We start from the raw sequence: 26,031 nt of genomic DNA on the forward strand, positions 1-26,031 counted from the left end.
TTGGCGACTCTTTTCTGAATTCCGCCTGATGGAGCAGACCCTGTCTGACCTGCATCCCAACCCGGGATGGACCGACACCAATGGCCAACCCACCGACATGGTCGGCAAACATTGCATTCTCGAGCTTTACGACTGCGACAAGAGTCGGCTCGACGATGAAGCATTCCTGAGAACCACCATCACAACCGCAGCGAAACGTGCTGGTGCAACCCTTCTCAATCTCATCACCCATCGATTCGAGCCCCAGGGTGTGACGGGCCTGGCCCTCCTGGCTGAATCCCATATCTCCATCCACACCTGGCCGGAGACCGGCTACGCCGCCGTCGATGTCTTCACCTGTGGTGACCACACCATGCCCGACCGGGCCTGCCAGGTGCTTCGCGAGAAATTGCAGGCCGGCAGCCATGCGCTCAAGAGCTTCCTGCGAGAGACGCCATCCGCTGTGGCGACGGATCTGAGGACTCCCATCGGGCTCAACCGCTGACGGGAACCCTGTTGAGCTTGCCGCTCACCAACCCCTCAAGATCCAGGCTCACCGAGGTGAATCCCAGGTTCAGCAGCGTCGGCACGAGGCTCGCTTCATCAGCCAGCCTCAGCAGATCCTGAAGACGGTCCCTGGGCACTTCGATCCGTGCCGCCAGTCCCTGACTGCGGACCCGCACGCGGGTAAACCCGTTCCTGATCAACCATGCTTCTGCATGACCCACCCGACGCAAGCGCTCGGCGGTGATGCTCTCTCCATAGGGGAATCGGGAGGCGAGGCAGGGCTGAGCCGGCTTGTCCCACCAGGGGAATCCAAGCGCGTGCGACAGACAACGGATGGCTGCCTTATCGATCCCCAGCTCCGCCAAGGGAGAACGCACCCCCGCTTCCTGAGCGGCCCTGATTCCGGGGCGATGGTCTCCCAGGTCATCGAGGTTCACCCCGTCCACCACCTGGGCAGAGCCCGCCGCCGCCGCAATCGGCTGCAGATGGCTGTGCAGTTCCCGTTTGCAGGCGAAGCAGCGATCCATCGGATTGCTGCTGTAAGCCGGGTCGTCCAGCTCCTGGGTCGCACACTCCCGATGCCGGATCCCGATCCAGCCGGCCTGCAACCGTGCCTCCTCCAGCAGATGGGGGGCCAGTGCCGGCGACACCCCGGTGACGGCAAAGGCCCGCTCGCCCAGCTGCTCGTGGGCGATGGCAGCCACCAGCGTGCTGTCGACACCGCCGGAATAAGCCACACAGAGCCCGGGTGATGGCGCCATCCAGGCGCGCAGCTGCTCCAGCAGGTCGGCCTCTCGGGTCGGTAACGGCTCCTGCAGACGGAACATCAGCTTCTCAACCCGGTCGATCTCGGTAGGCTCCAACCGTAAGAGCCGACTCCATGCCCCGAAGCATCGGGATCGTCACCGCCGCCGACAGCCGTGAACGCAGCCATGGTCAGCTGCACATCTACGACGGTGAGGGAAAGGGCAAGAGTCAGGCCGCCCTCGGCGTGGTGCTGCGGACCATCGGACTCGGGATCTGTGAGCAGCGCCGGACCCGCGTTCTGTTGCTTCGGTTTCTGAAGGGTCCCGGGCGTGCCTACGACGAAGACGCCGCCATCGAAGCTCTGCAGCAGGGTTTCCCCCATCTGATCGATCATCTGCGCACCGGGCGCGCCGATCACTTCACGGCGGAAGAGGCCACGCGCTTCGACCGGGACGAAGCGGAACGCGGCTGGGTGATCGCCAAGGGGGCGATCGCCAGCGCGCTCTATTCCGTCGTGGTCCTCGATGAACTGAATCCTGTCCTGGACCTGGGACTGCTCGACATCGAGGACGTCGTGAGAACCCTCAGCAAGCGTCCCAGCGGCATGGAGGTGATCGTCACAGGACGGGCTGCACCCGCACCGCTGATCCGTGGTGCGGACCTGCACTCCGAGATGCGGGCCCACCGTCGCCCCGGGATGGAGGACGATCGGGTGATCCCGCTGAACATGAGCAGCGGCATCGAGATCTACACAGGCGAAGGGAAGGGGAAATCCACCAGCGCCCTTGGCAAGGCCCTTCAGGCGATCGGACGCGGCATCAGCCAGGACAAGAGCCACCGGGTTCTGATCCTTCAGTGGCTGAAGGGCGGCACCGGATACACGGAGGACGCCGCCATCGCCGCCCTGCGCGAAAGCTATCCGCATCTGGTGGATCATCTGCGATCCGGACGGGATGCCATCGTCTGGCGCGGCCAGCAGGAGCCGATCGACTACATCGAAGCGGAGCGGGCCTGGGAGATCGCTCGGGCCGCCATCTCCAGCGGTCTCTACAAGACCGTCATCCTCGACGAACTGAATCCCACCGTGGATCTGGAACTGCTGCCCGTTGAGCCGATCGTGCAAACCCTGCTGCGCAAACCGGCCGAAACGGAGGTGATCATCACAGGACGATGCAAGAACCCGCCTGCCTACTTCGATCTGGCCAGTGTCCACTCCGAGATGGTGTGCCACAAGCACTACGCCGAGCAGGGAGTTGATCTGAAGCGCGGCGTCGACTACTGAGCCGGGTCAGTACCGGGCCATGGTGGGGTCCACCTGCTGGGCCCAGGCATCGATGCCCCCCTCGACGTTGCTCGCAGGAATTCCCTGCTGCGACAGAACCTCCACGGCCTGCGCGGAGCGCCCACCAAGCTTGCAGTGCACGAACACGCGGCAGCCCGCTGCGAGCGAACGCACCTGCTCCATGGCCTCACCGCTGCGAATCGTGGCGAGAGGAATCAGATGGCTGCCGGCGATGACCGCAACATCGGCTTCGGACTGATTGCGGACATCGATCAGCACCACATCCTCGGCGCCGGAATCCAGCAGCTCCTTGAGCGCGGTGACGCTGATGCTGTCCATGGGGGCAACCTCGCCGCGGCAGAACTGGCTGTAGTCAATCAGGCCCTGGACCGCCGGCCGGTCCGGATCCCTCTCCAGGCGCAGCTCCCGGAAACGCATCGACAATCCATCCACCACCAGCAAACGACCATCGAGCGGATCCCCGATGCCCGTGATCAACTTGATCGTCTCGGTCGCCTGAATCAGCCCCACCAGTCCGGGCAGCACTCCCATGACGCCGGCCTCCGCACAGGACGGCACCTCACCGGCAGGCGGCGGCTCCGGCAGCAGGTCCCGATAGTCAGGACGCCCCGGCCCACGGTTGAACACACTGACCTGGCCATCGAAGCGTTGGACGGAGCCGTAGACCAGCGGCTTGCCCAGCAGCACGCAGGCGTCATTGATCAGATACCGGGAGGGAAAGTTGTCCGTGCCATCGCAGACGACGTCGTACGGACGGATCAGCTCCAGGGCGTTGTCGATGGTGAGCATGACGTCGTGGACCTCGACCCGGCAGTGGGGATTGAGATCAGCGATGCGATGAGCCGCCGAGCGGGCCTTGGACCGACCGACCCAGGCACTGCCGTGAATGACCTGCCTCTGCAGGTTTGAAACCTCCACCACATCGCCATCGACGATGCCGATCGTGCCGATTCCCGCTGCCGCCAGGTACAGCAGAAGCGGTGATCCAAGGCCGCCGCTGCCGACGCACAGCACCGACGCGCCCTTCAACCGTTCCTGCCCGGTCCTGCCGACCTCCGGCAGGATCAGATGCCTTGCGTAGCGCTGCTTCTCGTCCGCAGACAGCGCCGGATGCTCTTGAGGAGTGGTCATGGCGCTTCGGGGAGCCGATCACCGCAACGAGTGTCCCAGACCTCGATCGGAACCTCCCGCACGCGGCGATCGGCAGCCAGCCACCAACCCTTCAGATCGCCATCCCCCGAGAGGATCAGCACGAGAGACCCCGGGATGCCCCAGTGCCGATCACGGGGGGAAGGTTCCGCCGAACCCCTGGGATGGGAATGGGCCACCCCCAGCACCTGCTGACGGTGTTGCCTGGCCCAGCGCTGCGCCGCCAGCTGCTCCCGCGGATCCAGGGTGAAGCGCTGATCTCGAGCGGATCGCGGCAGCCAGACATTGCAGCAGGGCCAGACCTGTTCCAGACGCCAGAAACCGTGTTGTGAACAGCTTCCGATCAACAACGCACACCCCTCATCAGGTTCTGCGGCGGACAGCGACCGACGGAGAATCGTGAGGCATCGATGATCGAAGCCCAGCATGGATGGCGAGATCGGGAACTCACCGATACGCTCTGCTGACGTTGTTGCGGATTCCGCCAATCCCATGAGTAACGCCGTCTCCGATCTGAAGGATGCCGTCACTGGCGAGACTCCGGTTGTGGACGCTGCCGCATCGGCATCCCCGGAGGACACCACCTCCTTCGCTGAGCGCTACAGCGAAGTGATCGGCAAGGTGAATGAAACCCTTGACAAGGTGGATTGGAACCAGATGGGTCGGATCGGCAAGATCGCCGGAATCTTCGCGGCCGTCATCGTTGCTCAGATCCTGATCAAGGGAATCCTCGACACGATCAACCTGCTGCCGATCGTTCCCGGTCTGCTGGAACTGCTCGGCCTCGTGGTGGTCGGACAGTGGAGCTGGAAGAACCTCACCACCAGTGACAAGCGCAATGCCCTGGTTCAGCGCATCCAGTCCCTGCGTCAGGAATACCTGGGCTGATCAGCTCAGAGCATCCAGCGGATCAGTCCCTGCAGGCTGGCTCTCGCCTGACTGACATAGGACCCACCGAACAGATTCGCGTGGTTCAGCAGGTGATACAGGTTGTAGATCGCCACCCGGTCTGCTTCCCCTGGGCGGGGAGGCAGAACCGTCCGGTAGGCCTCCCGAAACTGCCTTGAAAACCCGCCGAACAGGCTGGTCATCGCCAGGTCGACTTCCCTGTCGGCCCACCAGGCCGCGGGGTCAAAGATCGCCCCACGACCGTCGGAGAGAACCCCGGCATTTCCGCCCCAGAGATCGCCATGCACCAGAGCAGGCTCTGCCCCGTGGTCATCCAGCCGTGCTTCCAGCTCACTGAGAACCCTGTTCAGTTGGTCGGGTGGACATCCGCAATCCCCGAGCAGGGCCAGCTGGGGGCGTAACCGAAGGTCGACGAAGCACGCTCCCCAGCGCTCTCGCCAGCCTCCGGGCTGGGGCCCGGCACCGATGAAGCCGTCGCGATCCCAGCCGAAGCGTCCGGGGGAGACACGACCGGAATGCTGATGAAGCAGCGCGAGACCGCGACCGAGCGTCTGCTGATCGGATCCCTCCAGATCCATCCACGGCATCAGCAGAACAGCGCCACCGGAGATGGACGACACCGCCAAAGGCCGTGGCACCAGCAACAGCGCCTCATCGGCATGGTCGTGCAGAGCGGCGAGTGCCTCGGCCTCGACCTCGAACAGAACGAGCGCGTCAGCGGGGCCGCTCTTGGCGAAGAGACGGCGTCCATCGGCAAGCTGAAGGCGGCTGGCCTGGTGGATGCAGCCGCCCCCGACGGGTGTCACGGCCTCGATCGTGGCTCCTGCCAGCGCCCCCCCGGGGGAGACCAGGCCCTGCAGCAGCTGCTCGTTCATCCCCGACCGAAGCCAATGCTTGCCAGCATGGATCGGATCGCTTCCGCACCTTGGCCCCAGACGGAGTGATCGTCATCGGTGGAGGCATCGCCGGCCTGACGGCGGCGTGCCTGCTGGCCCATGAGGGCGTGCCGGTGACCCTGCTGGAAGCCCATCACCAGACCGGAGGCTGTGCCGGAACGTTCCGGCGTGGACCATGGACCTTCGATGTCGGCGCCACCCAGGTGGCCGGGCTGGAACCCGGGGGGAGTCATGCCCGTCTGTTCCGGCATCTGAACCTGCCGCTGCCGGAGGCTGACATCCTCGATCCCGGGTGCGTGGTCGATCTCGCCGACGGCAGTCCGCCGATCCATCTCTGGCATGACCCGGAGCGCTGGCGGCTGGAGCGTCAGCAGCACTTCCCCGGGAGCGAACGCTTCTGGGCTGTCTGCAACACGCTTCACCGCAGCAATTGGGCCTTCGCCGGCCGGGATCCTGTGGTGACACCCCGCAGCCTCTGGGACCTGGGTCAGCTCCTGGCAGCCCTCCGACCTGCCACGCTCGCCTCCGGCCTGTTCACAGGCATGACGATCGCCGACCTGCTGGTGCTCTGCGGATGCGGCGAGGATCAGCGGCTGCGGCGGTTTCTGGATCTGCAGTTGAAGCTTTACTCCCAGGAGCCGGCGGACCGGACCGCCGTGCTTTACGGAGCGACGGTGCTGCAGATGGCGCAGGCGCCTCTGGGGCTTTTCCACCTGCGGGGATCGATGCAGGTGCTCAGCCATCACCTGGAGGAGGCGCTCGTCCGCGACGGCGGCAGGCTTCTGCTCCGCCATCGCGTCACGGGCCTGCAGCGACACGATGGCGGCTGGCAGGTGACGGTCACAGCTCCGCAGCAGAGAACGTTGCGGCTGGAAGCACAGGACGTGATCTGCAGCCTGCCGCCCCAGTGCCTGCCGGATCTGATTCCGAGCGATCAGTGGCCAACCGGTTACGAAAGACGTCTGAACGACCTGCCAGAGCCGAGTGGTGCACTGGTGTTCTACGGCGCCGTCCGGCGCGAGGCGTTGCCGGACTCCTGCCCGGGACATCTGCAACGGGGTAGCGAGCATCCGGGTTCACTCTTCGTCTCGGTGAGCCGAGCGGGGGATGGACGTGCCCCCGAAGGAGAGGCCACGGTGATCGCCAGTGTGTTCACCCCGACCGCCGACTGGTGTCGTCTGGCTGAACCCGCCTATCAGCAGCGAAAGCAGGAGGCGCTGCAGAGCATCCGCGGCGAACTGGAACGCTCGCTCCATCTCCGGCCGGACGTGTGGCTGCATGCCGAGCTGGCCACACCACGAGGCTTCGCCGGCTGGACAGGCCGTCCGCGCGGCATGGTCGGGGGACTGGGGCAGCACCCAAGCCGCTTCGGACCGTTCGGTCTGGCGGGACGCACTCCGATGCAGGGGCTCTGGCTCTGCGGAGACAGCTTGCATCCGGGGGAAGGAACGGCCGGAGTGAGCCTCTCAGCCCTGAATGCCAGCCGTCAGCTGCTGGCGGAACGCGGAAAGCACCTGATCATCAGGGATTGACCTCGGGAGCCGTTCGGAGAAACTCCGGCCTGAGGGCCTGGGTGCGCTCGAGTTCCTGTCGCAGCTGCGGCCAGTTGTCCCGGAGCACAGCCTCTTCCAGTTGCTCAAGGCTCCATCGATAGGCGGCCAGTCCCTTCAGAACCGCCTCCCGGTTGCTGGACGCCATCGCCACGCCGAGATCCGGGTTTCCACCGCCGACGCGGCTGGTGTCGGCAAATCCACTGGACGCCAGGGCGATCGCGAGCTGTCGGATCTCCGGGTCCCGTTCCTCCCCTACAGCCCGCAGCAGAGCCGCACTGACCAGCACGGGCAGATGCGAGATGAGAGCGACCGCCTGATCATGCTGAGCGGCACCGGAGGTCAGCCAGTGGCAGCCGAGATCTCGGGCGACCGCTTCGACCACCGCCAGCGCATCGGGATCGGTCTGAGCATCAGGCGTCGCGATCCAGGGTCTGCCTTGGAACAGACCGGCCAGGCCGGCCTCGACCCCGGCTGCCGCGGTCCCTGCCATCGGATGACTGGCCACGAAGCGTGGATGCCGGCCGTTCCAGGCCTCGAGCACAGGCTTCTTGACAGATCCGACGTCGGTGATCACGGCATCCCGCGGCAGAGCCTCCAGCAGGGCGGGATCCGGGTTCAGCAGCAGAGGAATCGGCAGCGCCAGGATCACCAGATCACAGCCGCTCAGGCAGGCAGGATCCGTGCTCACCGCCGACACCAGCCCGCGGGCCAGAGCACGCTCAGCCGTCGCCTGACGATGCACCAGACCCTGCACCCGCCAGCCGCGACTCTGCAGATCGAGGCCGAGCGATCCGCCGATCAGACCCAGACCGACCACACCCGCCTGTGCCGCCATCAACCCGTCCCTGTCCTGCGGTCATGTTGATCGATGGATTGCAATGCGCCGTGGCGGATGGAAACCCTGCGTAGGGTTCCCAGATGCTGGAAGCTCAGGCTCACCAACAACTCAAGACGCTGCTGCGCCGCGAGGAATCGGACTGGCCTCACCACCTGACCCTCAGTCGGTTGGTGGGCCGCAGCCTGCGCCGGCGGGACACCACGCTGCTGCGGCTCTCCTCAGGCACTGACCAACGCTGGTGGCTCGGCCTCCTCGTTCCTCTGTGTCTCGGATCCCACGACGCCGTGCTGGTGATCGATCACCAACAGCGCAGGCGGCTGCTGGAGATCGAGTTACCGCGTCTGAAAGATCAGGGCTTCCGCCTGCCCTGCTGGGAGGGAGACGATGCCCCTGATGGGGACCAGCTCTGGCTTCTGGATGAAGCAGGACTGGTGCGCGCCTATCAGAACAACAGGCTGGGAACGCGTCAGCTGCTGCTGCCTCAGGTGGACCGTCTCAGCGACCGGCTCCGCAACAGCATGGCCATCCACATCGGGGTTGGGGACTGGGAAAGCCTGCGGCGGAGCCATCCCGCTGCAGACAGCGCACTGCTCGAGTGGCACAACCGTCTCAGCAGCCGACTGTTCCGCCAGGCCGCAGGGGCTGATGCACGGGTCCGCCTGCATGCCAGCGACACCCTGGCGCTGACCGACCTTCTGCGGACGATCGGTGCTTCGCCGGCGCCCTGGCCCTCCTTGCTGGCGATCGAGCAAGGCCGCTGGGCCAGCTGGGCGGAGTTGGATCACGGTCAGCTGCAGTGGCGGTGGTGTCTGGAGCCGCTGGAACCGCTGCAGCTGCTGGATGGCCTGCTGCGGGAGCGACCGGTGCTGATGCTCAGTGAAGCCGGCTCGACGGATCGACTGGAATCCGAGCTGGACGCTGCTGATGTTCAGCCTGATGTGACCGCCACGCTGCGGGATGCGGAGCTGATGGAGCCTCTGCCGGTGTACGCACCACGCCGTCAACCGCTGCCGAACACGGAGATCTATGCCCAGCATCTACTGGAACAGAGCCGCCGATTGATTCTGGGGCGATCGGGCCTCAGCGTGGTTCTGCTCGATGACGCTGATCTGAGGCGCTGGCTCACCAGTGGTCTGGCCGGTGAATTCGGCAGCCGGGTGATGGAGGAGACGACCGCCCCGGAAACCAACGGTGTGATCAGTGCCCGCTGGTCCTGGTGGCTGGAGCACCGCGACCAGCTGCCTGAACCCGATCAGCTGATCGTGGCGCTGCTGCCGATCGCCAGCCTCCGCTGTCCGCTGACGGCGGCACGGGTGGAACGCATGAAACAACAGGGCGGTGACTGGTTCCGCACCCTGCTGCTTCCAGAGGCTCTGCGCCTGATCCCTCCGGCCATCGCTCCGCTGCGACGCGGCGGTGGCCGCCTGGCGGTGCTGGACGGACGACTGCGCGGCCGTACCTGGGGAGAGCAGGTTCTGCGTTGCCTCGAACCCTGGACCCCTCTTCAACGGCTGCTGCCGGACTGAGTGGCACAGCCCGTCTAACCATCCTTAGGTTGAACGGAGGACATCGAACACCGCATGGGAGAAGCCCGCCGGCGCGCGGCCCAGGGACTGCCGCCCCGAGAACCGAAATCAACGCGACAGAGCCCCGACACCTCTCCCAGGATCGTCCCGTGGCTGCCGCTGACCCAGAACCAGACCCGAAGCTTCGTGGCCGTCACCACGCGCGGTGCCTGGATCGGGATCGGAGCCATGGTGCTGTTCTGGATCACCGTGCGCTTCATCGGTCCCGCCGCGGGCTGGTGGAGCCTTGCGGACATGCCCTGAACGGCTCTGCGTCAGCCACCCCTGATCGGAACCCACAATTCTGAAGAAAACCTTTAGCGTCGTCTCAGATAAGTCTGGGTATGTTTCCGCGTCTCGCTGAGCACTATCGCTCCGTCGTTCAGGATCTGGTCATGAGCCTGCAGGCCCTGGCCAACGGACTGAAGGACTACGGAATCACAGCCACCTGCTACTCCTGCGGCGATGGCAGGGATGGCCACGGAGCATCTTTTGTGGCGGACCTTGGGGATGGCCACATGGTGCGGTTTCTGGTCTCTGACTTCGGGATCAGCTGGGTGGAATCGCGCAACGGTCGCGAGCTGGTGAAACTCGAAGGCGCTGAAGCGATTCAAGAGCTTCAGCGCATGAGCAATCTTCTCCACCAGGGGCATGGAAGCAGGGCCGGCAGCAGCCCGATGACCACCGCCGAACCGCTCTGATCGTCGGACCCCGACGATTCAGGCCGCAGCCTCGGCGTCCTTCGCGTCAGCCTTGCGGTCCACTCCGGTGCGGGCTGCCGCAGCGATCGGGCGCATGGAATTGGCCGTCACCTCCGACCCCTCCGTCAGTTTCTGACGCACCAGTTGCTCCACGGTGATCGTGGTTTCAGGGTTCTGCTCCAGCCAGGTGATGGTGTTATCGCGGCCTTGGCCGATGTTGTCGCCTTCGTAGCTGTACCAGGCACCTTTGCGCACGACCACACCGGTTTCCTCCGCAAGGTCGAGCAGACAGCCCAGCGTGCTGATGCCACGGCCGAACAGGATGTCGAACTCGGCGATGCGGAAAGGAGGTGCCACCTTGTTCTTGGCCACTTTGACCTTGGCGCGGATGCCGTACTCCTCCGTGCCCCGCTTGAGGGTCTGAATGCGGCGGATATCGAGTCGCACCGAGGCATAGAACTTCAGCGCATTGCCGCCCGTGGTGGTCTCGGGGTTGCCGTAGGTGACGCCGATCTTCAGGCGCAGCTGGTTCAGGAAGATCACCGTGCAGCCGGACTTGCCGATGTTGCCGGTGATCTTCCGCATGGCCTGACTCATCAGACGGGCCTGGCTGCCAACGGCCAGATCTCCCATCTCGCCCTCGATCTCAGCCCGTGGAGTGAGAGCGGCGACCGAATCGACCACAACGATGTCGACGGCCGCGGAACGCACCAGCTGATCGACGATCTCCAGAGCCATCTCGCCGGTGTCGGGCTGGGAGACGAGCAGGTTCTCGATGTCCACCCCGAGGGAAGCGGCATAAACCGGATCAAGAGCGTGCTCAGCATCCACGAAGGCCGCCACACCACCGCGCTTCTGGACCTCGGCGATGGCGTGCAGGGTGAGCGTGGTCTTACCGGAACTCTCAGGCCCGTAGATCTCGACGACACGACCCTTGGGATAACCGCCACCGAGCGCAAGATCGAGAGTGAGCGCACCTGTGGAAATGGTTTCCACCCGCATGCGGGAGGCGTCGCCGAGACGCATGATCGACCCCTTGCCGAAGTTGCGCTCGATCTGACCGAGCACCAGGTTCAGCGCCTTGTCGCGCTCACCGGGACGGCCCTCCGGAGAACGGGCATCGGAGGCGGAGGATTTCATCTCTGCAGGCATGGAAACGACCTGAAGCTAAGGAACGAGAGATCCAATGCCACGGAAGCGCGGAATCGTCTCAAGTAGTACAGGCGTACGCTAACGGATCAGGGCCACTGCGCCAAGGGAGCCGCCAGATCTTCCGGCTGCAGCAGCTGAATGCCATCGGGAAGCCCCGTGCTGTCGGATGGCCTGAGATAGCCCCAGCTCACCAGCAGACAGACGAGCTGCTCCAGGCCGGGGGTGGCACGAACGGTCTCGAGGGTGGCACGACGATCCTCCAGGAAGGCTCGCAGAGGGCGCTCTCGCTGGAGTCGCAGGAGAACCTCCGGCTTCGCGCCCGCCTCCCGGCCGTACAGACGCCATGGGTGCAGTCCCAGATCATCCAGAAGTTCGGCTGTGAACGTCTCGCTCTTGGTCGTCAGCACCGCCCAGTCCGCTCCCTCGTCCACCAGAGCCCGCAACCGCTCCACCACACCTGGAAAGGGTCTGTGGAGAGCCAGCCAGCCGGAGCGATCGCGGGTGACGGCATCTGCCCGCGCACGATCCAAAGCGTCCTGCAGCTGGGGCACGCTCCAGCCCCTTCGCCGCAGCGCCTTCTCACGCTCTCCGGGGTAGTCCGCGATCCAGGCAGCGGGGTCGAGGACCTCCACTTCCGCAGCCTGAAGAACCATCTCCCAGCCGTGATGAACCCATGGCCGCAGCTGGCGGAATCGCTGAGGCACCTCTGGGGTCGGCGACTCGGACGGTCCGCCGGGAAGCAGCCGGCAGGCGCGACAGGCGCTCCACCAGTACTCCTGCATTCCGTCGACGATGACTCCGTCGAAATCGAAGACGAGGAGAGGTCTGTCCGTCATGACGGAAAAACTGGGCCGCTAGGATTCGAACCTAGGAATGGCGAGACCAAAACCCGCTGCCTTACCACTTGGCGACGGCCCAACGATCCGGGCGATTCCGCATACGGACGCCGCTCCGGCTTCCCAATAGTTACACATAACAGGCTCACCTTCGTCAATCCTTGCCGCTGGTCACGACACACGTCGGAGGTGTCGTCAGGGGGGAAACACCCGAAGCCGGCAATGGTCAGCCTGACCGAACACATCGCTGCGCAGCCTGTAGCGACTGACGAGATCCGCCTGCATGCGGCGCACCCGTTCGCTGCGCGGCAGCAGTTCCACCGGGCGCCCCTCCGGCATCACCACCTGCTCCACAGCGAGCCGGCACTCCTCGAGACCTGCCAGCTCATCATCCTGTCCGCCAGGTGGCGTGACCGCCTCGGGCTCCTGCGGCACATCCCGGCGCAGGAGCAGCCGTTCCAGAGCCCTCTCCACCTGAGGAAGGCTGTCGGATTTGATCACCAGAATCGGCACCCTCAGGTCCCGGGCCTGGCGCCGCAGGCTGGGCTGTCGCCCGAGGCCCTGACGGATGCTGAGCACGACATCGGCTTCCGCGAGGTCCTCAACCACCCGCACAGGCCAGCGATGGCGTCGGCTCGCCTCATCCACCAGTCGGGACGTGATGCCACAGCAGATCACCTGGAGGTCCTCAGTGGCGACAGGACCGTTGTCCACCTCGGACGCATCGCTTGCCATCAGGGGCCCTGGGACAGACCGCAACTCCGGGTTCGGCATCGGGACCGCCGCCAGCGCCGGACGCCGATGCGGGCGGTTCTCCTCCGGCTCGTCGACCAGTCGCAGGGAGCCGTCAGAGGCGAGCTCCCGCATCTGAACGCGGGGCTGCTGCCCCCGGAGCAACTGATCGACTGTGGCCGCCACATCGGTGTGCACCGACCAGCGGTGGCGGCTGTGCATCTCCACCGCAACCGGGAAGGTGGGCTCGGCCGCCCGCTCCAGCACCGTCTTCTGACTGCGGCGTCGGCGGGCCTCGTCATCACCGAGGGTCACCGACTGAATCCCACCCACCAGATCGCTGAGGGTGGGGTTCTTGATCAGATTGGCGAGGGCATTGCCATGGGCGGTGGCCACGAGCATCACACCCCGTTCAGCGATCGTTCGGGCCGCCTGTGCCTCAAGCTCCGTGCCGATCTCATCGATGACGATGACCTCGGGCATGTGGTTCTCGACAGCCTCGATCATCACCTGGTGCTGATGTTCCGGACGCGTCACCTGCATGCGGCGGGCCCGGCCGATGGCGGGGTGGGGAATGTCGCCGTCACCGGCGATTTCGTTGCTGGTGTCGATGACGACGACACGCCTCTGCAGGTCATCAGCCAGCACCCTGGCGATCTCCCTGAGAGCGGTGGTCTTGCCCACACCCGGCCGTCCCATCAGCAGAAGGGACTGGGCACTGTCGAGCAGGTCACGGACCATCCCCACCGTTCCGTAGACGGCGCGACCGACACGGCAGGTGAGGCCGACCACCTCTCCCTGACGGTTGCGAATGGCGCTGATGCGATGGAGTGTGCGTTCGATCCCGGCCCTGTTGTCGGCACCGAAACGACCCAGCCTGGCCACCATCGCCTGCAGGTCGTCTTTGGTGAGACAGGCTTCGCCCAGCGCCAGGGCACGACCGGGATAGCGGGCTTCCGGAACCCGCCCGAGATCCAGCACCACCTCCAGCAGCTGTTCCCGGCGTTCGGGCGACTGCAGGGCCTCGCGGACATCGTCCGGCAGACGTTCGAGCAACCGGTCCAGGTCGTCAGTGATCCGCTGAGTGGTCATGGCGGTGGATCATGACCGCCTTCTAGCAGGATCGCTCGCCGGCCGGGCGGCGGATCCAGGGCTGCACCAGGGCTTCAGCCTGATCCAGGGCGAGGCGTCGCCCCTCAGGCCACTCGCGCAGCGGCTCTCCACGGTCACGGGCCGCCTGCAGCAGGGGCAACAGCTGACTGCGGGCCATTCCGCCGAATGCGATTCCTGCCGGACGCTCTTGGATCCCGAGATGTCCGAGGGTTGCGGCATTGGTTCCCCCGGCGAGCTGGAGGGGCCCCGGAGGAGCGATCGGAATCATCTGGCGCCAGAGCTGGACGGCAGCACGCGCAGTCCCCGCACCGACATCACCACTCATCGGACGGCCATCAAGCTGCCAAAGGGGCAGAAACCGATGACGCCGGAGAGCGGCGTGGCGCTGCCAGAGCTCACGGCTGAGATCCTCCGGGGTGAGACCGTGACCCTCCAGCCCGCAGCTCACCGCCAGGCGCCGCAGGGAAACCCCGGCCGCGGAGAGACGCGAGAGCAGAACGGAGAAGGCCTCTCCCCGGCCTGGTGCTGTGTGCACCTCCACGGCATCCGGGCGGATCTCCTTCAACAGATCCACCATCGCTTCGAGGCCGATCCGATGGTCATGCTCCTCGATCAGCCCCAGCGGACAGGCCGGCAGACAACGGCCGCAGCCGTAGCAACGCCCGGCCGCGATGCCCCCGGAGCTTGAGATCGCTTCCGCGGGGCAGACCCTCTGGCAGGGACGGCTGCAATCCTCCGGACAGCGCCGCGGATCGAACCAGGCCTTGCGGAAGTGGGCATCGGACCCATCGCTGAGGCTGACCATCAGCCAGGGACTGTTGGCCGACCGCCCCTGAAGCCAATCGAGACCCTGACGAGCCGCCCTGACCACCGCTGGATCAGCGGCGACATCAATGCAGTGCACCCCCGCGAGACCGTAGATCGCGCAGAGATCGGCGATGGCCGGCAGATCCTGATTGCTGGCTCCGCAGATGAGCTTGACCCAGCGGCCCTCGGCCAGGGCCCGCTCGGGACTCAGCTGCCGAGAAGCTCGCGCATCGGCTGCCATCGCAGACTCCTGGCTCCTCCCATCTCCACCACGATGCGCAGTCGCGGCTCGCGGCGGCAGAGATCACAGAGAGACAGCAGCTCCGAACGGGAGAGCACCTGGCCCTCCAGCAGCCAGAGAGCGACCTGTGCATCACCGTCAAGCAGATCACCCAGCTGAGGCACCACCTCCTGAACCTCGCCGACGGCGGCACCGCGGCCGACGCTGTGATGGCCGAGATGAGGAGGACGGATGCCGTGCTTCTGAGTCAGGAAAACCTCCGGATCCCCCAGACCCCGTGCCGAGGAGAGGCGGGTTCGGTAGCCGGCGCCGCGCAGACGACGGAGCAGGCGGGTTTCGGCACCACCCTCGAGAGGGGCGTGAACCGCAAGACATCCGCTGGCTTCGAGGTCACGGCGAAATCCCCGACCGGTGAGAAGCAGGGGCATGGCTGGTCGATGTCTGAGGGGGAGTCTGGCAGGAGGGGGAGAGTTCAGGGAAGGCAGAAGGGCAGTGATGTATGTTTTTTGTTTGTTCTGCATTTCTGTGCCCGTCCGCTAGCCGGGCCTCCAGGACGCGGAACGGATTCGGCGATAGCGCCGGATCTCCAGGCCAGTGCGGTCACCCACATTGCGTGAGGACCGCCGGGAAACTGCCCACCCGCTTCGGCGGATCGACAAGTCCCAGCCTCGCTGAAACCGATCGCTAGCTCCATTCGGATCCACGCATTCCCCGGAGTGCTGCGCGATCCGAACCACGACTGCGTCACGTTGATCAGCACGTCAAGCCCCGACCGGTTCGCCGGGCGGTGGCTGTTCCCGCTGGCGTTTTTTCCCTCCCATGTCCATCGGCATTCTCGGGAAGAAGCTGGGTATGTCCCAGTTCTTCGACGAGCAGGGCAGAGCGGTCCCCGTCACCTTGATCGAGGCCGGTCCCTGCCGCATCACACAACTCAAGAGCGATGACACCGACGGCTATGCCGCGGTGCAGATCGGCTTCGGCGAAACCCGCGAGAAGCTGATCAACAAGCCCTCCAAGGGTCATCTCAGCAAATCCGGCGACGACCTGCTTCGTCATCTGCGCGAATACCGCGTGGATGCCGTTGACGGCCTGGAGCTGGGTGGATCCATCACGGTCAGCGATTTCGAAGCTGGCCAGAAGGTGGATGTCAGCGGTGACACGATCGGTCGCGGTTTCTCCGGTTTTCAGAAGCGCCACGGTTTCAGCCGCGGCCCGATGACCCACGGTTCCAAGAACCATCGGGAACCGGGTTCCATCGGACCCGGAACCACGCCAGGACGCATCTATCCGGGCAAGAAGATGGCCGGTCGCTACGGCGGCAAGAAGATCACCACCCGCGGCCTCACCATCCTCAAGGTGGACAGCGACCGCAATCTGCTGGTGGTCAAGGGCTCCGTACCGGGCAAACCCGGCGCTCTGCTCAACATCCGACCCGCGGTGCGGGTGGGTGCCAAGCCCGCCAACGGAGGTAAGAAGTGATGGCTGATTGTGTCGTTCGCGACTGGCAGGGCAAGGAAGCCGGAAAGGCGACCCTGGACCTGAAGGTGGCCAAGGAGACCACCGCCGTCGATCTGATGCACCGGGCTGTGCTGCGACAGCAGGCCCATCTCCGCCAGGGCACCGCCAGCACCCTCACCCGCTCAGAGGTGCGTGGTGGTGGCCGTAAGCCTTACAAGCAGAAAGGAACAGGTCGGGCACGACAGGGCTCGATCCGCACCCCTCTGCGTCCTGGTGGCGGCATCATCTTCGGACCGAAGCCGCGCACCTACAACCTGGCGATGAACCGCAAGGAACGTCGCCTGGCCCTGCGGACCGCGCTGATGTCCCGCATCGAGGACATGACGGTGGTCAAGGACTTCGGAGCTTCTCTGGAGGCCCCCAAGACCAAAGAGATCATCGACGCCCTCTCCCGTCTCGGCATCGCAGCTGACGCCAAGGTGCTGATCGTGCTGACCACGCCGGCCGATGTGGTCCGACGCTCGGTGCGCAACCTCGAGAAGGTGAAGCTGATCGCCGCGGACCAGCTCAACGTCTTCGATCTGCTCCACGCCAACGCACTGGTGCTGGGTGAGGACGCTCTCGCAACCATCCAGGAGGTCTACGGCGATGACTGAGCGTTTCCAGGGCCGCCTGGCGGATGTCATCCGCCGGCCGCTGATCACCGAGAAGGCGACCCGTGCCCTCGAGTTCAACCAGTACACCTTCGAGGTGGACCACCGCGCCGCGAAGCCCGACATCAAGGCTGCCGTCGAGCAGCTCTTCGATGTGAAGGTCACCGGCATCAGCACCATGAACCCTCCCCGGCGGAGCCGTCGGATGGGTCGCTTCGCCGGGAAGCGTTCCCAGGTGAAGAAAGCCGTGGTGCGCCTGGCGGAGGGCAACTCGATCCAACTCTTCCCTGAGTCCTGAGGGGTCTGAAACGTCATGGCAATCCGTAACTTCCGCCCTTACACCCCCGGCACCCGCACCAGGGTGGTCACCGACTTCAGTGAGATCACCGGCCGCAAGCCGGAGCGGACCCTGGTGGTGTCCAAGCACCGTCGCAAGGGCCGCAACAACCGCGGTGTGATCACCTGCCGCCATCGCGGTGGCGGGCACAAGCGTCTCTACCGCGTTGTCGATTTCCGCCGCAACAAACACGGCGTGACCGCCAAGGTGGCTGCGATTCACTACGACCCGCACCGCAACGCCCGTCTGGCGCTGCTCTTCTACGCCGACGGCGAGAAGCGCTACATCCTTGCTCCAGCTGGAGTTCAGGTGGGCCAGACCGTGGTCTCCGGTCCTGATGTACCGATCGAGATCGGTAACGCCATGCCGCTTTCCGCGGTGCCGCTGGGCTCCAGCGTGCACTGTGTCGAGCTCTATGCCGGCCGCGGTGGTCAGATGGTCCGGACCGCAGGGGCCAGCGCTCAGGTGATGGCGAAGGAGGGCGATTACGTCGCCCTCAAGCTGCCCTCCACCGAGGTCCGCCTGATCCGCCGGGAGTGCTACGCCACGCTCGGCGAGGTGGGCAATTCCGAGGTCCGCAACACCAGCCTCGGCAAAGCCGGCCGACGTCGCTGGCTGGGGCGTCGCCCCCAGGTGCGAGGCAGTGTGATGAACCCCTGCGACCACCCTCACGGTGGTGGTGAGGGCCGGGCACCGATCGGCCGATCCGGCCCGGTGACCCCCTGGGGCAAACCCGCCCTCGGTCTCAAGACCCGCAAGCGGAACAAGCCCAGCAACCGATACGTGCTCCGGAAACGTCGCAAGACGTCCAAGCGGAGCCGTGGCGGACGCGATTCCTGATGCCAACCATCGTTTTGCCGCTTGCTTAAACCGCTATGGGACGTTCACTCAAAAAAGGCCCGTTCATCGCTGACAGCCTGCTTCGCAAGGTTGAAAAGCAGAACGACAACGACGACAAGTCCGTGATCAAAACCTGGTCACGGGCCTCCACGATCCTGCCGATGATGATCGGTCACACCATTGCCGTTCACAACGGCAAGACTCACGTGCCCGTCTTCATCACCGAGCAGATGGTGGGGCACAAGCTGGGGGAGTTCGCTCCCACCCGCACCTTCAAGGGCCACATCAAAGACAAAAAAGGAGGCCGCTGACGCCATGACCACGTCAACCCCCACGGCCCCCATCGCCCAGGCGCACGGCCGCTTCATCCGAGGCTCCGTGTCGAAGGTGCGCCGTGTGCTCGATCAGATCCGGGGTCGCACCTATCGCGACGCCCTGATCATGCTCGAGTTCATGCCCTACCGCTCCACCGGACCCATCACCAAGGTGCTGAGGTCCGCTGTGGCGAATGCGGAGCACAACCTGGGTCTTGATCCGGCTTCGCTGGTGATCTCCAGCGCAAGTGCCGACATGGGCCCTTCCATGAAGCGCTACCGGCCCCGGGCCCAGGGTCGCGCCTACCAGATCAAGAAGCAGACCTGCCACATCAGCATCGCTGTGGCAGCTCAGACCGATTCCTGACCCCCGAGGACTCTGACCCAATGGGACACAAAATCAACCCAACCGGTCTGCGCCTGGGGATCACCCAGGAACACCGGTCCCGCTGGTACGCCCCCAGCAAGAGCTATCCGGCCCTCCTCCAGGAGGACGACCGGATTCGCAAGTTCATCCACAAGAAGTACGGCTCAGCCGGCATCAGTGATGTGCTGATCGCCCGCAAGGCCGACCAACTCGAGGTCGAGCTCAAAACCGCTCGCCCCGGCGTCCTCGTCGGTCGCCAGGGCAGCGGCATCGAGGACCTGCGCTCCGGCATCCAGAAGACGGTCGGGGATCAGAGCCGCCAGGTTCGGATCAACGTCGTCGAAGTGGAGCGCGTGGACGGCGATGCCTTCCTGCTGGCTGAGTACATCGCCCAGCAGCTGGAGAAGCGGGTCGCCTTCCGGCGCACCATCCGCATGGCTGTCCAGCGCGCTCAGCGCGCTGGCGTCCTCGGCCTGAAGATCCAGGTGTCCGGTCGCCTCAACGGCGCCGAGATCGCCCGGACCGAATGGACCCGCGAGGGTCGTGTCCCCCTGCACACGCTGCGGGCGGACATCGACTACGCCACCAAGGTTGCCAGCACCACCTACGGGGTGCTGGGAATCAAGGTGTGGGTGTTCAAAGGGGAAGTGCTGGGCGATGAAGCCCCGCAGATCCCGGTGGGTGCCACCCCCCGCCGCAGGGCCAGCCGTCGGCCCCAACAGTTCGAAGACCGCTCCAACGAGGGGTGAACAGGAGGCCTGAACCATGCTGAGTCCAAAACGCGTCAAATTCCGGAAAATGCAGCGAGGCCGCATGCGCGGCGTCGCTACCCGGGGCAACACCATCGCCTTCGGTGAATTCGCACTGCAGGCACAGGAATGCGGCTGGATCACCTCGCGCCAGATCGAGGCCAGCCGTCGCGCCATGACCCGCTACGTCAAGCGGGGCGGGAAGATCTGGATCCGGATCTTCCCGGACAAGTCGATCACGATGCGCGCTGCCGAGACCCGGATGGGTTCCGGTAAGGGCAACCCGGAATTCTGGGTGGCCGTGATCAAGCCAGGTCGGATCCTGTTCGAGATGGGCGGTGCCGAAATCACCCCCGAGATCGCACGGGCTGCCATGCGCCTGGCCCAGTACAAGCTGCCCGTGAAGACCAAGTTCATCTCTCTGGATGAACCGAAGGAGCAACCGGCTGCGGAAGCACCGGCTGCTGCTGAAGCCGTCACCGTGGAGTCCTGACCATGGCCCGTCCCAACGCCGCTGAGGTCCGCCAGCTGTCCGATGCGGACATCACTGAACAGATCGACGGTCTGCGCCGCGAACTGTTTCAGCTCCGCTTCCAGCAGGCCACCCGCCAGCTGGCCAACACGCACCGTTTCAAGGAGGTCCGCATCAAGCTGGCCCAGCTTCTGACGGTGCAATCGGAGCGTCAGCGCTCCGCCGCATCCTGATCCCCCCCCTCTGTACCCATGGCAGTCAAGGAAAGGGTCGGCACCGTCGTCAGCGACAAGATGGAAAAAACGGTGGTGGTGGCGGTGGAAAGCCGCTTCCCACATCCCATCTATCAAAAGACGGTCAGCCGCACCACCCGTTACAAGGCGCACGACGAAGACAACACCTGTCGCGTCGGAGACCGCGTCCGCATCACCGAGACCCGTCCGATGAGCCGGCACAAGCGCTGGACCATCGCCGAGGTTCTCAGTCACAGCCCCAAGGCTGACAAGACGGACAAGGCTGCGACCCCTGAGGCCGAGGCCCCACCCGCTGAGGAGGTGACCCCGTGATCCAGCAGGAGACCTTCCTCACCGTCGCTGACAACAGCGGCGCCAAGCGCATCCAGTGCATCCGTGTGCTGGGAACCAACCGTCGCTACGCCCACGTCGGCGATGTCATCGTCGCCGCCGTCAAAGATGCGATGCCCAACATGGGTGTCAAGAAATCCGATGTGGTGAAGGCTGTGGTGGTGCGCACCAAGGCCACACTCCGCCGCGATACCGGCAATTCCATCCGGTTCGACGACAACGCTGCGGTGATCATCAACGATGACAAAAACCCGAAAGGCACCCGCGTCTTCGGACCGGTGGCCCGTGAACTGCGCGAGCGCAGCTTCACCAAAATCGTGTCCCTCGCTCCGGAGGTGATCTGACCATGGCGACTGCAACCAGCAAGGCCAAGCCCACCGATCGCATCAAGATGCGCATCCGCAAAGGCGACACCGTTCAGGTGATCGCCGGCAAGGACAAGGGCAAAACCGGAGAGGTGCTGCGCACCCTGCCGAATGAGAACCGGGTGATCGTCGAAGGCATCAACCTGCGCACCCGACACGAGAAGCCCACCCAGGAGGGCGAGACCGGTCGCATCGTGACCGAGGAGGCATCTCTGCATGCCTCCAACGTGATGCTCTATTCCACCGACAAGAAGGTGGCCAGCCGCGTGGAGATCGTCGTCGAAAAGGACGGCAGCAAGAAACGACGGCTGAAGAAAACCGGTGAAGTCATCGACTGAACCCGACTTCTGACCACGACCAGAAGCACCCCACACCCCCCATGTCACTCAAAAAGCGCTACCGGGAGACCATTCAGCCCAAGCTGAAGAAGGATCTCTCCCTCACGAACATCCACGAAGTCCCCAAGGTGATCAAAGTCACCGTCAACCGGGGACTCGGCGAAGCCGCCCAGAACGCCAAGTCCCTTGAGGCCTCGGTGAATGAGCTGGCGCAGATCACCGGCCAGAAGGTCGTGGTCACACGGGCCAAGAAGGCCATCGCCGGCTTCAAGATCCGCCAGGGCATGCCGATCGGCTGTGCCGTCACCCTGCGTGGTGACCGGATGTATGCCTTTCTGGAGCGCCTGATCAACCTGGCTCTGCCCAGGATCCGTGACTTCCGGGGTGTGAGTCCCAAGAGCTTCGACGGCCGGGGGAACTACACCCTGGGCGTCCGTGAGCAGATCATCTTCCCTGAGATTTCCTTCGACAAGATCGATGCCATCAGGGGCATGGACATCACCATCGTGACCACTGCCCGTTCAGACGAAGAGGGCCGGGCCCTCCTCCGCGAGATGGGAATGCCGTTCCGCAGCAACTGAGCCCTCCCCGTCGACACCTATGGCCAACCACGACCCCATTTCCGACATGCTCACCCGCATTCGCAATGCGAGTGAGAAGCGTCACGAGACCACCAAGATCCCCGCTTCGCGGATGACCCGCAGCATCGCCAAGGTGCTGCAGCAGGAAGGCTTCATCTCCGAGATCAGCGAACAGGGTGAAGGGGTGCGCACCGAACTGGTGCTCGCCCTCAAGTACAGCGGTAAGCATCGTCTTCCCACGATCCGATCGATGCAGCGGGTGAGCAAGCCAGGCCTGCGCATCTACAAGAACACCCGCGGACTGCCCAAGGTCCTGGGCGGCCTCGGCGTCGCGATCATCTCCACCTCCAAAGGGGTGATGAGTGATCGCGATGCCCGACGCGAGGGCGTCGGTGGCGAAGTGCTCTGTTACGTCTACTGATCTGGAGCTGAACCATGTCACGCATCGGCAAAAACCCCGTTCCACTTCCCGACAAGGTGACCGTCTCCCTTGACGGTCTGACCGTGAAGGTCAAGGGCCCCAAAGGGGAACTGGAGCGCACGCTTCCAGAAGGCGTCAGCGTCAGCCAGGAGGAGAACACCATCGTGGTGACTCCCTCCACCACCAAGCGTTTCTCAAGGGAGCGCCACGGACTCTGCCGCACCCTCGTCGCCAACATGGTCGAAGGGGTCAGCAACGGTTACAGCAAGAGTCTGGAAATCGTCGGTGTGGGCTCCCGAGCCCAGGTCAAGGGCAAGACCCTTGTCGTCAGTGCCGGCTACAGCCACCCGGTCGAGATGGAGCCGCCCGACGGCATCACCTTCAAGGTTGAGAACAACACCAAGGTGATCGTCTCCGGCATCGACAAGGAGCTGGTAGGCAACGAAGCCGCCAAAGTCCGCGCCATTCGTCCCCCTGAGCCCTACAAGGGCAAGGGCATCAAATACGAGGGCGAGCGCATCCTGCGCAAAGCGGGCAAGTCCGGCAAGAAATAACCCTCTTCCTGACGTTCCTCCGCTTCCTTCCCCATGTCCACCACCTCCCGCAAACAGCAGACCCAGAAACGCCACAGGCGTCTGCGTCGTCATCTCAGTGGCACGGCCAATCGCCCTCGGCTGGCCGTGTTCCGCTCCAACAATCACATCTACGCCCAGGTCATCAACGACGAAGCGCAGAGCACCCTCTGCTCTGCGTCCACCGTTGATAAGGAGCTGCGTGCCGGCCTCAAGGCCAGTGGCGGCAGCTGTGACGCCTCTGTCGCCGTCGGCGAGCTCGTGGCCAAACGAGCCATCGCGAAGGGCATCCAGCAGGTGGTCTTCGACCGTGGCGGCAACCTGTACCACGGCCGGATCAAGGCCCTTGCCGACGCCGCCCGGGAAGCGGGCCTTCAGTTCTGATTCCTGCTCTACCCATGACCGATTCCTCCCCCCAATCCAATCCAAACGCCGTGCCCGGCGCAGCTGATGTTCCTGCAGCGGCTGAAGGCCAGCAGCAGGAACAGCGCCGTGGTGGCCGCGGTGAGCGTGGCGAACGCCGCGGTCGTCGCGGTGATCGCCGCAATCAGGAGCGCGACTCCGAATGGCAGGAGCGCGTGGTGCAGATCCGCCGTGTCTCCAAGACCGTGAAAGGCGGCAAGAAGATGAGCTTCCGGGCCATCGTCGTCGTCGGCAACGAGAAAGGCCAGGTCGGCGTCGGCGTCGGCAAGGCCGGTGATGTGATCGGCGCCGTCCGCAAGGGTGTCGCCGATGGCAAGAAGCATCTCGTGAAGGTGCCCCTCACCCGTCACAGTTCGATCCCGACCCTGTCCAACGGTCGCGACGGCGCCGCCAGTGTGCTGATCCGCCCCGCTGCCCCAGGTACCGGTGTGATCGCAGGCGGTTCGATCCGCACGGTGCTGGAACTTGCCGGCATCAAGAATGTCCTGGCCAAGCGCCTGGGCAGCAAGACCCCCCTCAACAACGCCCGGGCTGCCATGGTGGCCCTGTCGCTTCTCCGCACCCACAAGGAGACGGCCAAGGAACGGGGAATCTCCCTCGAGCAGATCTACTCCTGATTCGCGATGACTCTCCGACTCGACTCCCTCAAAGCCAACAAAGGCGCCCGACGCCGCAAACTGCGCAAGGGTCGCGGCATCGCCGCTGGTCAGGGCGCCAGCTGCGGTTTCGGCATGCGTGGCCAGAAATCCCGTTCCGGCCGTCCCACCCGCCCCGGCTTCGAGGGTGGTCAGATGCCTCTCTACCGCCGCGTCCCGAAGCTCAAGCACTTCCCGCTGGTGAACCCGAAGCAGTTCACCGTGCTGAATGTGTCGGCCCTCAACGACCTCAAGGACGGCAGCACCGTCAACCTTGATTCACTGGTCAAGGACGGGATCGTCACCAGCCCCAAGCATCCCCTGAAGCTGCTGGGCAACGGTGATCTCAAGGCCAAGAAGCTGACCGTGCAAGCCGCTGCCTTCACAGCCTCCGCCCGCACCAAGATCGAAGCCGCCGGCGGCACCTGCGAAACCCTCGCCTGATCTGGGGGATCCCCCCCTTCAGCCCTAGGGTCTGAGCCGTCCGACGGATCCTGATCCGCGGACGGCTTCGCTGCTTCAGCCCAACACACCTTTTCCGGACATGCTCGTCAGTCGGGGACGCAACCCCAACGCCGCCGAAGTGATCAGCCAGTTGGTCACCAACCCGGGGCTGCGCAACCGGGTGCTCACCACCCTCGGACTGCTGCTGCTCGTCAGGCTTGGGATCTACATCCCGATTCCGGGCATCGACCGGGACGCCTTCCGCAGTTTCATCGACCAGGGCGGCCAGCTGATCGGCTTCCTGGACATCTTCACGGGCGGGGGCATCTCGACTCTGGGCGTGTTCGCCCTCGGCATCCTGCCGTTCATCAACGCCTCGATCATCCTGCAGCTGCTGACGGCAGCCTTGCCGCAGCTGGAAGACCTCCAGAAGAACGAAGGCGAGGCAGGACGACGCAAGATCGCCCAGATCACCCGCTACGTCGCTCTGGGCTGGGGCCTGATTCAAAGCGTGGTGTTCGCCATGATCCTCCGGCAGTACGCCCTGGAGGGACTGAGCGAGGTCGTCTTCGTCGTTCAGACAGCCCTGTGCCTTGTCACCGGCTCCATGGTGGTGATGTGGCTGAGCGAGGTGATCACCGAGCGCGGCATCGGTCAGGGAGCCTCACTGGTCATCTTCCTCAACATCGTGTCCACCCTGCCCACGGCTCTGGGGTCCACGATCGAGAAAGCCCAGACCGGCGACCGCGGCGATGTGCTCGGCATCATCGTGCTCGTGCTCGTTTTTCTGGCCACGATCGTGGGGATCATCTTCGTTCAGGAAGGAGCCCGGCGGATCCCCATCGTCAGCGCCAAGCGTCAGGTGGGTGGGGCCGGCGTTCTGCCCACCCGACAGAGTTATCTGCCCCTGAAGCTCAATGCCGGCGGCGTGATGCCGATCATTTTCGCTTCGGCGCTGATCTTCCTGCCCGTCACGGTCGCCAATCTCACCAGCAACGAATGGCTGATCCGTGCCGCCAGTGCCCTGAATCCAGGCGCTCCGAACCCCTGGCCCTATGCCCTGGCCTTCTTCGCGTTGATCCTGGGATTTTCCTATTTCTATGCCTCACTGACCGTGAACCCGGCCGACATCGCCTCGAATCTCAAGAAGGGTGGTGTCGCAATTCCAGGGGTGCGTCCCGGCAGTGCCACGGCCACCTATCTCTCCGGGGTTCAGAACCGGCTCACACTGCTGGGCGGTCTGTTCCTCGGTGCCGTGGCGATCATCCCCGCAGCCGTGGAACGCGCCACCAACGTGCAGACCTTCCAGGGCCTCGGTGCCACCTCACTGCTGATCCTGGTGGGCGTGGCGATCGACACGGCCAAGCAGGTGCAGACCTATGTGATCTCCCAGCGCTACGAGGGTCTGGTGCGCCAGTGATTCCTGCCGCTGCGCCAATCATTCCCGCCA

36 protein-coding genes and 1 tRNA gene are annotated in these 26,031 nt (G+C 64.7%); 26 read left to right on the top strand and 11 right to left on the bottom strand.

Going from position 1 to position 26,031, the window contains the following annotated elements:
• Positions 1-28: 28 nt before the first annotated feature.
• Positions 29-484, top strand: coding sequence for an adenosylmethionine decarboxylase (gene speD, locus ACJ0G7_RS05155; protein WP_043694966.1), 456 nt, complete (start codon positions 29-31; stop codon positions 482-484).
• Here the strand turns inward: speD and larE are convergent.
• Positions 474-1,313 (bottom strand): ATP-dependent sacrificial sulfur transferase LarE, encoded by an 840-nt coding sequence (gene larE / locus ACJ0G7_RS05160; RefSeq protein ID WP_407395852.1) that lies wholly within the window; start codon positions 1,311-1,313, stop codon positions 474-476. The two genes, speD and larE, sit on opposite strands and share 11 nt — an antisense overlap.
• A gap of 53 nt (positions 1,314-1,366) precedes the next feature.
• Here larE and ACJ0G7_RS05165 point away from each other — a divergent pair, with 53 nt between their 5' ends.
• The gene (locus tag ACJ0G7_RS05165; RefSeq protein WP_407395355.1) at positions 1,367-2,515 is read left to right on the top strand and encodes a cob(I)yrinic acid a,c-diamide adenosyltransferase; all 1,149 of its coding nucleotides are present in this window, start codon (positions 1,367-1,369) and stop codon (positions 2,513-2,515) included.
• A 6-nt stretch (positions 2,516-2,521) separates the two neighbouring features.
• Here ACJ0G7_RS05165 and moeB read toward each other — a convergent pair whose 3' ends face one another.
• Together moeB and ACJ0G7_RS05175 are read right to left on the bottom strand one after the other, a co-directional pair.
• Positions 2,522-3,667 carry a molybdopterin-synthase adenylyltransferase MoeB gene (moeB, locus tag ACJ0G7_RS05170; RefSeq protein ID WP_407395356.1) on the bottom strand — a complete coding sequence of 382 codons (1,146 nt, stop codon included), beginning with the start codon at positions 3,665-3,667 and terminating at the stop codon, positions 2,522-2,524.
• Positions 3,664-4,179: a M67 family metallopeptidase gene (locus ACJ0G7_RS05175; protein WP_407395357.1), complete on the bottom strand. Its 516-nt coding sequence runs from the start codon at positions 4,177-4,179 to the stop codon at positions 3,664-3,666. The genes moeB and ACJ0G7_RS05175 overlap by 4 nt, the downstream gene beginning before the upstream one ends.
• Here ACJ0G7_RS05175 and ACJ0G7_RS05180 point away from each other — a divergent pair.
• Positions 4,178-4,573 carry a CAAD domain-containing protein gene (locus ACJ0G7_RS05180; protein WP_043697308.1) on the top strand — a complete coding sequence of 132 codons (396 nt, stop codon included), beginning with the start codon at positions 4,178-4,180 and terminating at the stop codon, positions 4,571-4,573. The two genes, ACJ0G7_RS05175 and ACJ0G7_RS05180, sit on opposite strands and share 2 nt — an antisense overlap.
• Positions 4,574-4,578: 5 nt before the next feature.
• On the opposite strand, the gene ACJ0G7_RS05185 is transcribed toward ACJ0G7_RS05180, so the two are convergent.
• The gene (locus ACJ0G7_RS05185) at positions 4,579-5,469 is read right to left on the bottom strand and encodes a fructosamine kinase family protein (protein ID WP_043694957.1); all 891 of its coding nucleotides are present in this window, start codon (positions 5,467-5,469) and stop codon (positions 4,579-4,581) included.
• A 50-nt stretch (positions 5,470-5,519) separates the two neighbouring features.
• Here ACJ0G7_RS05185 and crtD point away from each other — a divergent pair, with 50 nt between their 5' ends.
• Positions 5,520-7,022, top strand: coding sequence for a C-3',4' desaturase CrtD (crtD, locus tag ACJ0G7_RS05190; RefSeq protein ID WP_407395358.1), 1,503 nt, complete (start codon positions 5,520-5,522; stop codon positions 7,020-7,022).
• Here crtD and ACJ0G7_RS05195 read toward each other — a convergent pair.
• Complete coding sequence (locus ACJ0G7_RS05195) at positions 7,012-7,878, bottom strand: prephenate/arogenate dehydrogenase (protein ID WP_407395359.1); 867 nt, start codon at positions 7,876-7,878, stop codon at positions 7,012-7,014. The genes crtD and ACJ0G7_RS05195 overlap by 11 nt on opposite strands.
• An 83-nt stretch (positions 7,879-7,961) precedes the next feature.
• On the opposite strand from ACJ0G7_RS05195, the gene ACJ0G7_RS05200 reads away from it, so the two are divergent.
• From ACJ0G7_RS05200 to ACJ0G7_RS05210, 3 genes are all read left to right on the top strand, one after another.
• Positions 7,962-9,407 carry a helicase gene (locus tag ACJ0G7_RS05200; protein WP_043694948.1) on the top strand — a complete coding sequence of 482 codons (1,446 nt, stop codon included), beginning with the start codon at positions 7,962-7,964 and terminating at the stop codon, positions 9,405-9,407.
• Positions 9,408-9,461: 54 nt separating this feature from the next.
• A complete protein-coding gene (locus tag ACJ0G7_RS05205) occupies positions 9,462-9,710 on the top strand; it encodes a DUF2839 domain-containing protein (protein WP_043694945.1) in 249 nt (82 codons plus the stop codon).
• Between the two features lie 80 nt (positions 9,711-9,790).
• Positions 9,791-10,147: a DUF1815 family protein gene (locus ACJ0G7_RS05210; protein WP_043694942.1), complete on the top strand. Its 357-nt coding sequence runs from the start codon at positions 9,791-9,793 to the stop codon at positions 10,145-10,147.
• A gap of 18 nt (positions 10,148-10,165) precedes the next feature.
• On the opposite strand, the gene recA is transcribed toward ACJ0G7_RS05210, so the two are convergent.
• The 6 genes from recA to ACJ0G7_RS05240 form a co-directional block, all read right to left on the bottom strand.
• A complete protein-coding gene (gene recA / locus ACJ0G7_RS05215; protein ID WP_043694940.1) occupies positions 10,166-11,299 on the bottom strand; it encodes a recombinase RecA in 1,134 nt (377 codons plus the stop codon).
• A gap of 86 nt (positions 11,300-11,385) precedes the next feature.
• Positions 11,386-12,135, bottom strand: a complete 750-nt coding sequence (locus tag ACJ0G7_RS05220) for an HAD family hydrolase (RefSeq protein WP_043694935.1) — start codon at positions 12,133-12,135, stop codon at positions 11,386-11,388.
• 10 nt (positions 12,136-12,145) lie between these two features.
• Positions 12,146-12,217 (bottom strand) — tRNA-Gln (locus tag ACJ0G7_RS05225).
• Positions 12,218-12,330: 113 nt separating this feature from the next.
• Positions 12,331-13,959: an AAA family ATPase gene (locus ACJ0G7_RS05230; protein ID WP_043694932.1), complete on the bottom strand. Its 1,629-nt coding sequence runs from the start codon at positions 13,957-13,959 to the stop codon at positions 12,331-12,333.
• A 22-nt stretch (positions 13,960-13,981) separates the two neighbouring features.
• Entirely contained in the window at positions 13,982-15,028 is a 1,047-nt protein-coding gene (locus ACJ0G7_RS05235) for an LdpA C-terminal domain-containing domain (RefSeq protein WP_043694929.1), read from the bottom strand.
• Entirely contained in the window at positions 14,995-15,456 is a 462-nt protein-coding gene (locus ACJ0G7_RS05240; RefSeq protein ID WP_043694925.1) for an NAD(P)H-quinone oxidoreductase subunit N, read from the bottom strand. Before ACJ0G7_RS05240 ends, ACJ0G7_RS05235 begins: the two co-directional genes overlap by 34 nt.
• 391 nt (positions 15,457-15,847) lie before the next feature.
• On the opposite strand from ACJ0G7_RS05240, the gene rplC reads away from it, so the two are divergent.
• The 19 genes from rplC to secY all read left to right on the top strand — a co-directional run bounded on the left by rplC (position 15,848) and on the right by secY (position 26,001).
• The gene (gene rplC / locus ACJ0G7_RS05245; protein ID WP_043694922.1) at positions 15,848-16,507 is read left to right on the top strand and encodes a 50S ribosomal protein L3; all 660 of its coding nucleotides are present in this window, start codon (positions 15,848-15,850) and stop codon (positions 16,505-16,507) included.
• Positions 16,507-17,142 carry a 50S ribosomal protein L4 gene (gene rplD, locus ACJ0G7_RS05250; protein ID WP_043694919.1) on the top strand — a complete coding sequence of 212 codons (636 nt, stop codon included), beginning with the start codon at positions 16,507-16,509 and terminating at the stop codon, positions 17,140-17,142. The genes rplC and rplD overlap by 1 nt, the downstream gene beginning before the upstream one ends.
• A complete protein-coding gene (locus ACJ0G7_RS05255; protein ID WP_043694916.1) occupies positions 17,135-17,437 on the top strand; it encodes a 50S ribosomal protein L23 in 303 nt (100 codons plus the stop codon). The genes rplD and ACJ0G7_RS05255 overlap by 8 nt, the downstream gene beginning before the upstream one ends.
• Before the next feature lie 15 nt (positions 17,438-17,452).
• Positions 17,453-18,316, top strand: a complete 864-nt coding sequence (rplB, locus tag ACJ0G7_RS05260) for a 50S ribosomal protein L2 (protein WP_043694914.1) — start codon at positions 17,453-17,455, stop codon at positions 18,314-18,316.
• A 35-nt stretch (positions 18,317-18,351) separates the two neighbouring features.
• On the top strand, positions 18,352-18,627 hold the full coding sequence (gene rpsS / locus ACJ0G7_RS05265) for a 30S ribosomal protein S19 (RefSeq protein ID WP_043694913.1): 276 nt from the start codon (positions 18,352-18,354) through the stop codon (positions 18,625-18,627).
• 4 nt (positions 18,628-18,631) lie between these two features.
• Positions 18,632-18,997, top strand: coding sequence for a 50S ribosomal protein L22 (rplV, locus tag ACJ0G7_RS05270; protein ID WP_043694911.1), 366 nt, complete (start codon positions 18,632-18,634; stop codon positions 18,995-18,997).
• A gap of 20 nt (positions 18,998-19,017) precedes the next feature.
• Positions 19,018-19,746: a 30S ribosomal protein S3 gene (rpsC, locus tag ACJ0G7_RS05275; protein WP_043694909.1), complete on the top strand. Its 729-nt coding sequence runs from the start codon at positions 19,018-19,020 to the stop codon at positions 19,744-19,746.
• Between the two features lie 16 nt (positions 19,747-19,762).
• Positions 19,763-20,239, top strand: a complete 477-nt coding sequence (gene rplP, locus ACJ0G7_RS05280; RefSeq protein ID WP_043694907.1) for a 50S ribosomal protein L16 — start codon at positions 19,763-19,765, stop codon at positions 20,237-20,239.
• Positions 20,240-20,241: 2 nt separating this feature from the next.
• The gene (gene rpmC, locus ACJ0G7_RS05285; protein WP_043694903.1) at positions 20,242-20,451 is read left to right on the top strand and encodes a 50S ribosomal protein L29; all 210 of its coding nucleotides are present in this window, start codon (positions 20,242-20,244) and stop codon (positions 20,449-20,451) included.
• Between the two features lie 18 nt (positions 20,452-20,469).
• Positions 20,470-20,784, top strand: coding sequence for a 30S ribosomal protein S17 (gene rpsQ / locus ACJ0G7_RS05290; protein ID WP_043694900.1), 315 nt, complete (start codon positions 20,470-20,472; stop codon positions 20,782-20,784).
• Complete coding sequence (gene rplN / locus ACJ0G7_RS05295; protein WP_407395360.1) at positions 20,781-21,146, top strand: 50S ribosomal protein L14; 366 nt, start codon at positions 20,781-20,783, stop codon at positions 21,144-21,146. The genes rpsQ and rplN overlap by 4 nt, the downstream gene beginning before the upstream one ends.
• Positions 21,147-21,148: 2 nt before the next feature.
• Positions 21,149-21,505 carry a 50S ribosomal protein L24 gene (gene rplX, locus ACJ0G7_RS05300; RefSeq protein ID WP_043694894.1) on the top strand — a complete coding sequence of 119 codons (357 nt, stop codon included), beginning with the start codon at positions 21,149-21,151 and terminating at the stop codon, positions 21,503-21,505.
• Positions 21,506-21,546: 41 nt separating this feature from the next.
• Positions 21,547-22,086, top strand: coding sequence for a 50S ribosomal protein L5 (gene rplE / locus ACJ0G7_RS05305; protein WP_043694891.1), 540 nt, complete (start codon positions 21,547-21,549; stop codon positions 22,084-22,086).
• Between the two features lie 19 nt (positions 22,087-22,105).
• Positions 22,106-22,507, top strand: coding sequence for a 30S ribosomal protein S8 (gene rpsH, locus ACJ0G7_RS05310; protein WP_006850769.1), 402 nt, complete (start codon positions 22,106-22,108; stop codon positions 22,505-22,507).
• 14 nt (positions 22,508-22,521) lie between these two features.
• On the top strand, positions 22,522-23,061 hold the full coding sequence (gene rplF / locus ACJ0G7_RS05315) for a 50S ribosomal protein L6 (protein ID WP_043694887.1): 540 nt from the start codon (positions 22,522-22,524) through the stop codon (positions 23,059-23,061).
• Between the two features lie 33 nt (positions 23,062-23,094).
• Positions 23,095-23,463: a 50S ribosomal protein L18 gene (gene rplR / locus ACJ0G7_RS05320; RefSeq protein WP_186484807.1), complete on the top strand. Its 369-nt coding sequence runs from the start codon at positions 23,095-23,097 to the stop codon at positions 23,461-23,463.
• 14 nt (positions 23,464-23,477) lie between these two features.
• Positions 23,478-24,119 (top strand): 30S ribosomal protein S5, encoded by a 642-nt coding sequence (rpsE, locus tag ACJ0G7_RS05325; RefSeq protein WP_043694882.1) that lies wholly within the window; start codon positions 23,478-23,480, stop codon positions 24,117-24,119.
• Positions 24,120-24,125: 6 nt separating this feature from the next.
• Complete coding sequence (gene rplO / locus ACJ0G7_RS05330; RefSeq protein ID WP_043694879.1) at positions 24,126-24,581, top strand: 50S ribosomal protein L15; 456 nt, start codon at positions 24,126-24,128, stop codon at positions 24,579-24,581.
• 100 nt (positions 24,582-24,681) lie between these two features.
• Positions 24,682-26,001: a preprotein translocase subunit SecY gene (gene secY / locus ACJ0G7_RS05335; protein ID WP_043694876.1), complete on the top strand. Its 1,320-nt coding sequence runs from the start codon at positions 24,682-24,684 to the stop codon at positions 25,999-26,001.
• Positions 26,002-26,031: the final 30 nt, after the last annotated feature.

It is taken from the genome of Parasynechococcus sp., from assembly GCF_045559935.1.
GTDB lineage: Bacteria > Cyanobacteriota > Cyanobacteriia > PCC-6307 > Cyanobiaceae > Parasynechococcus.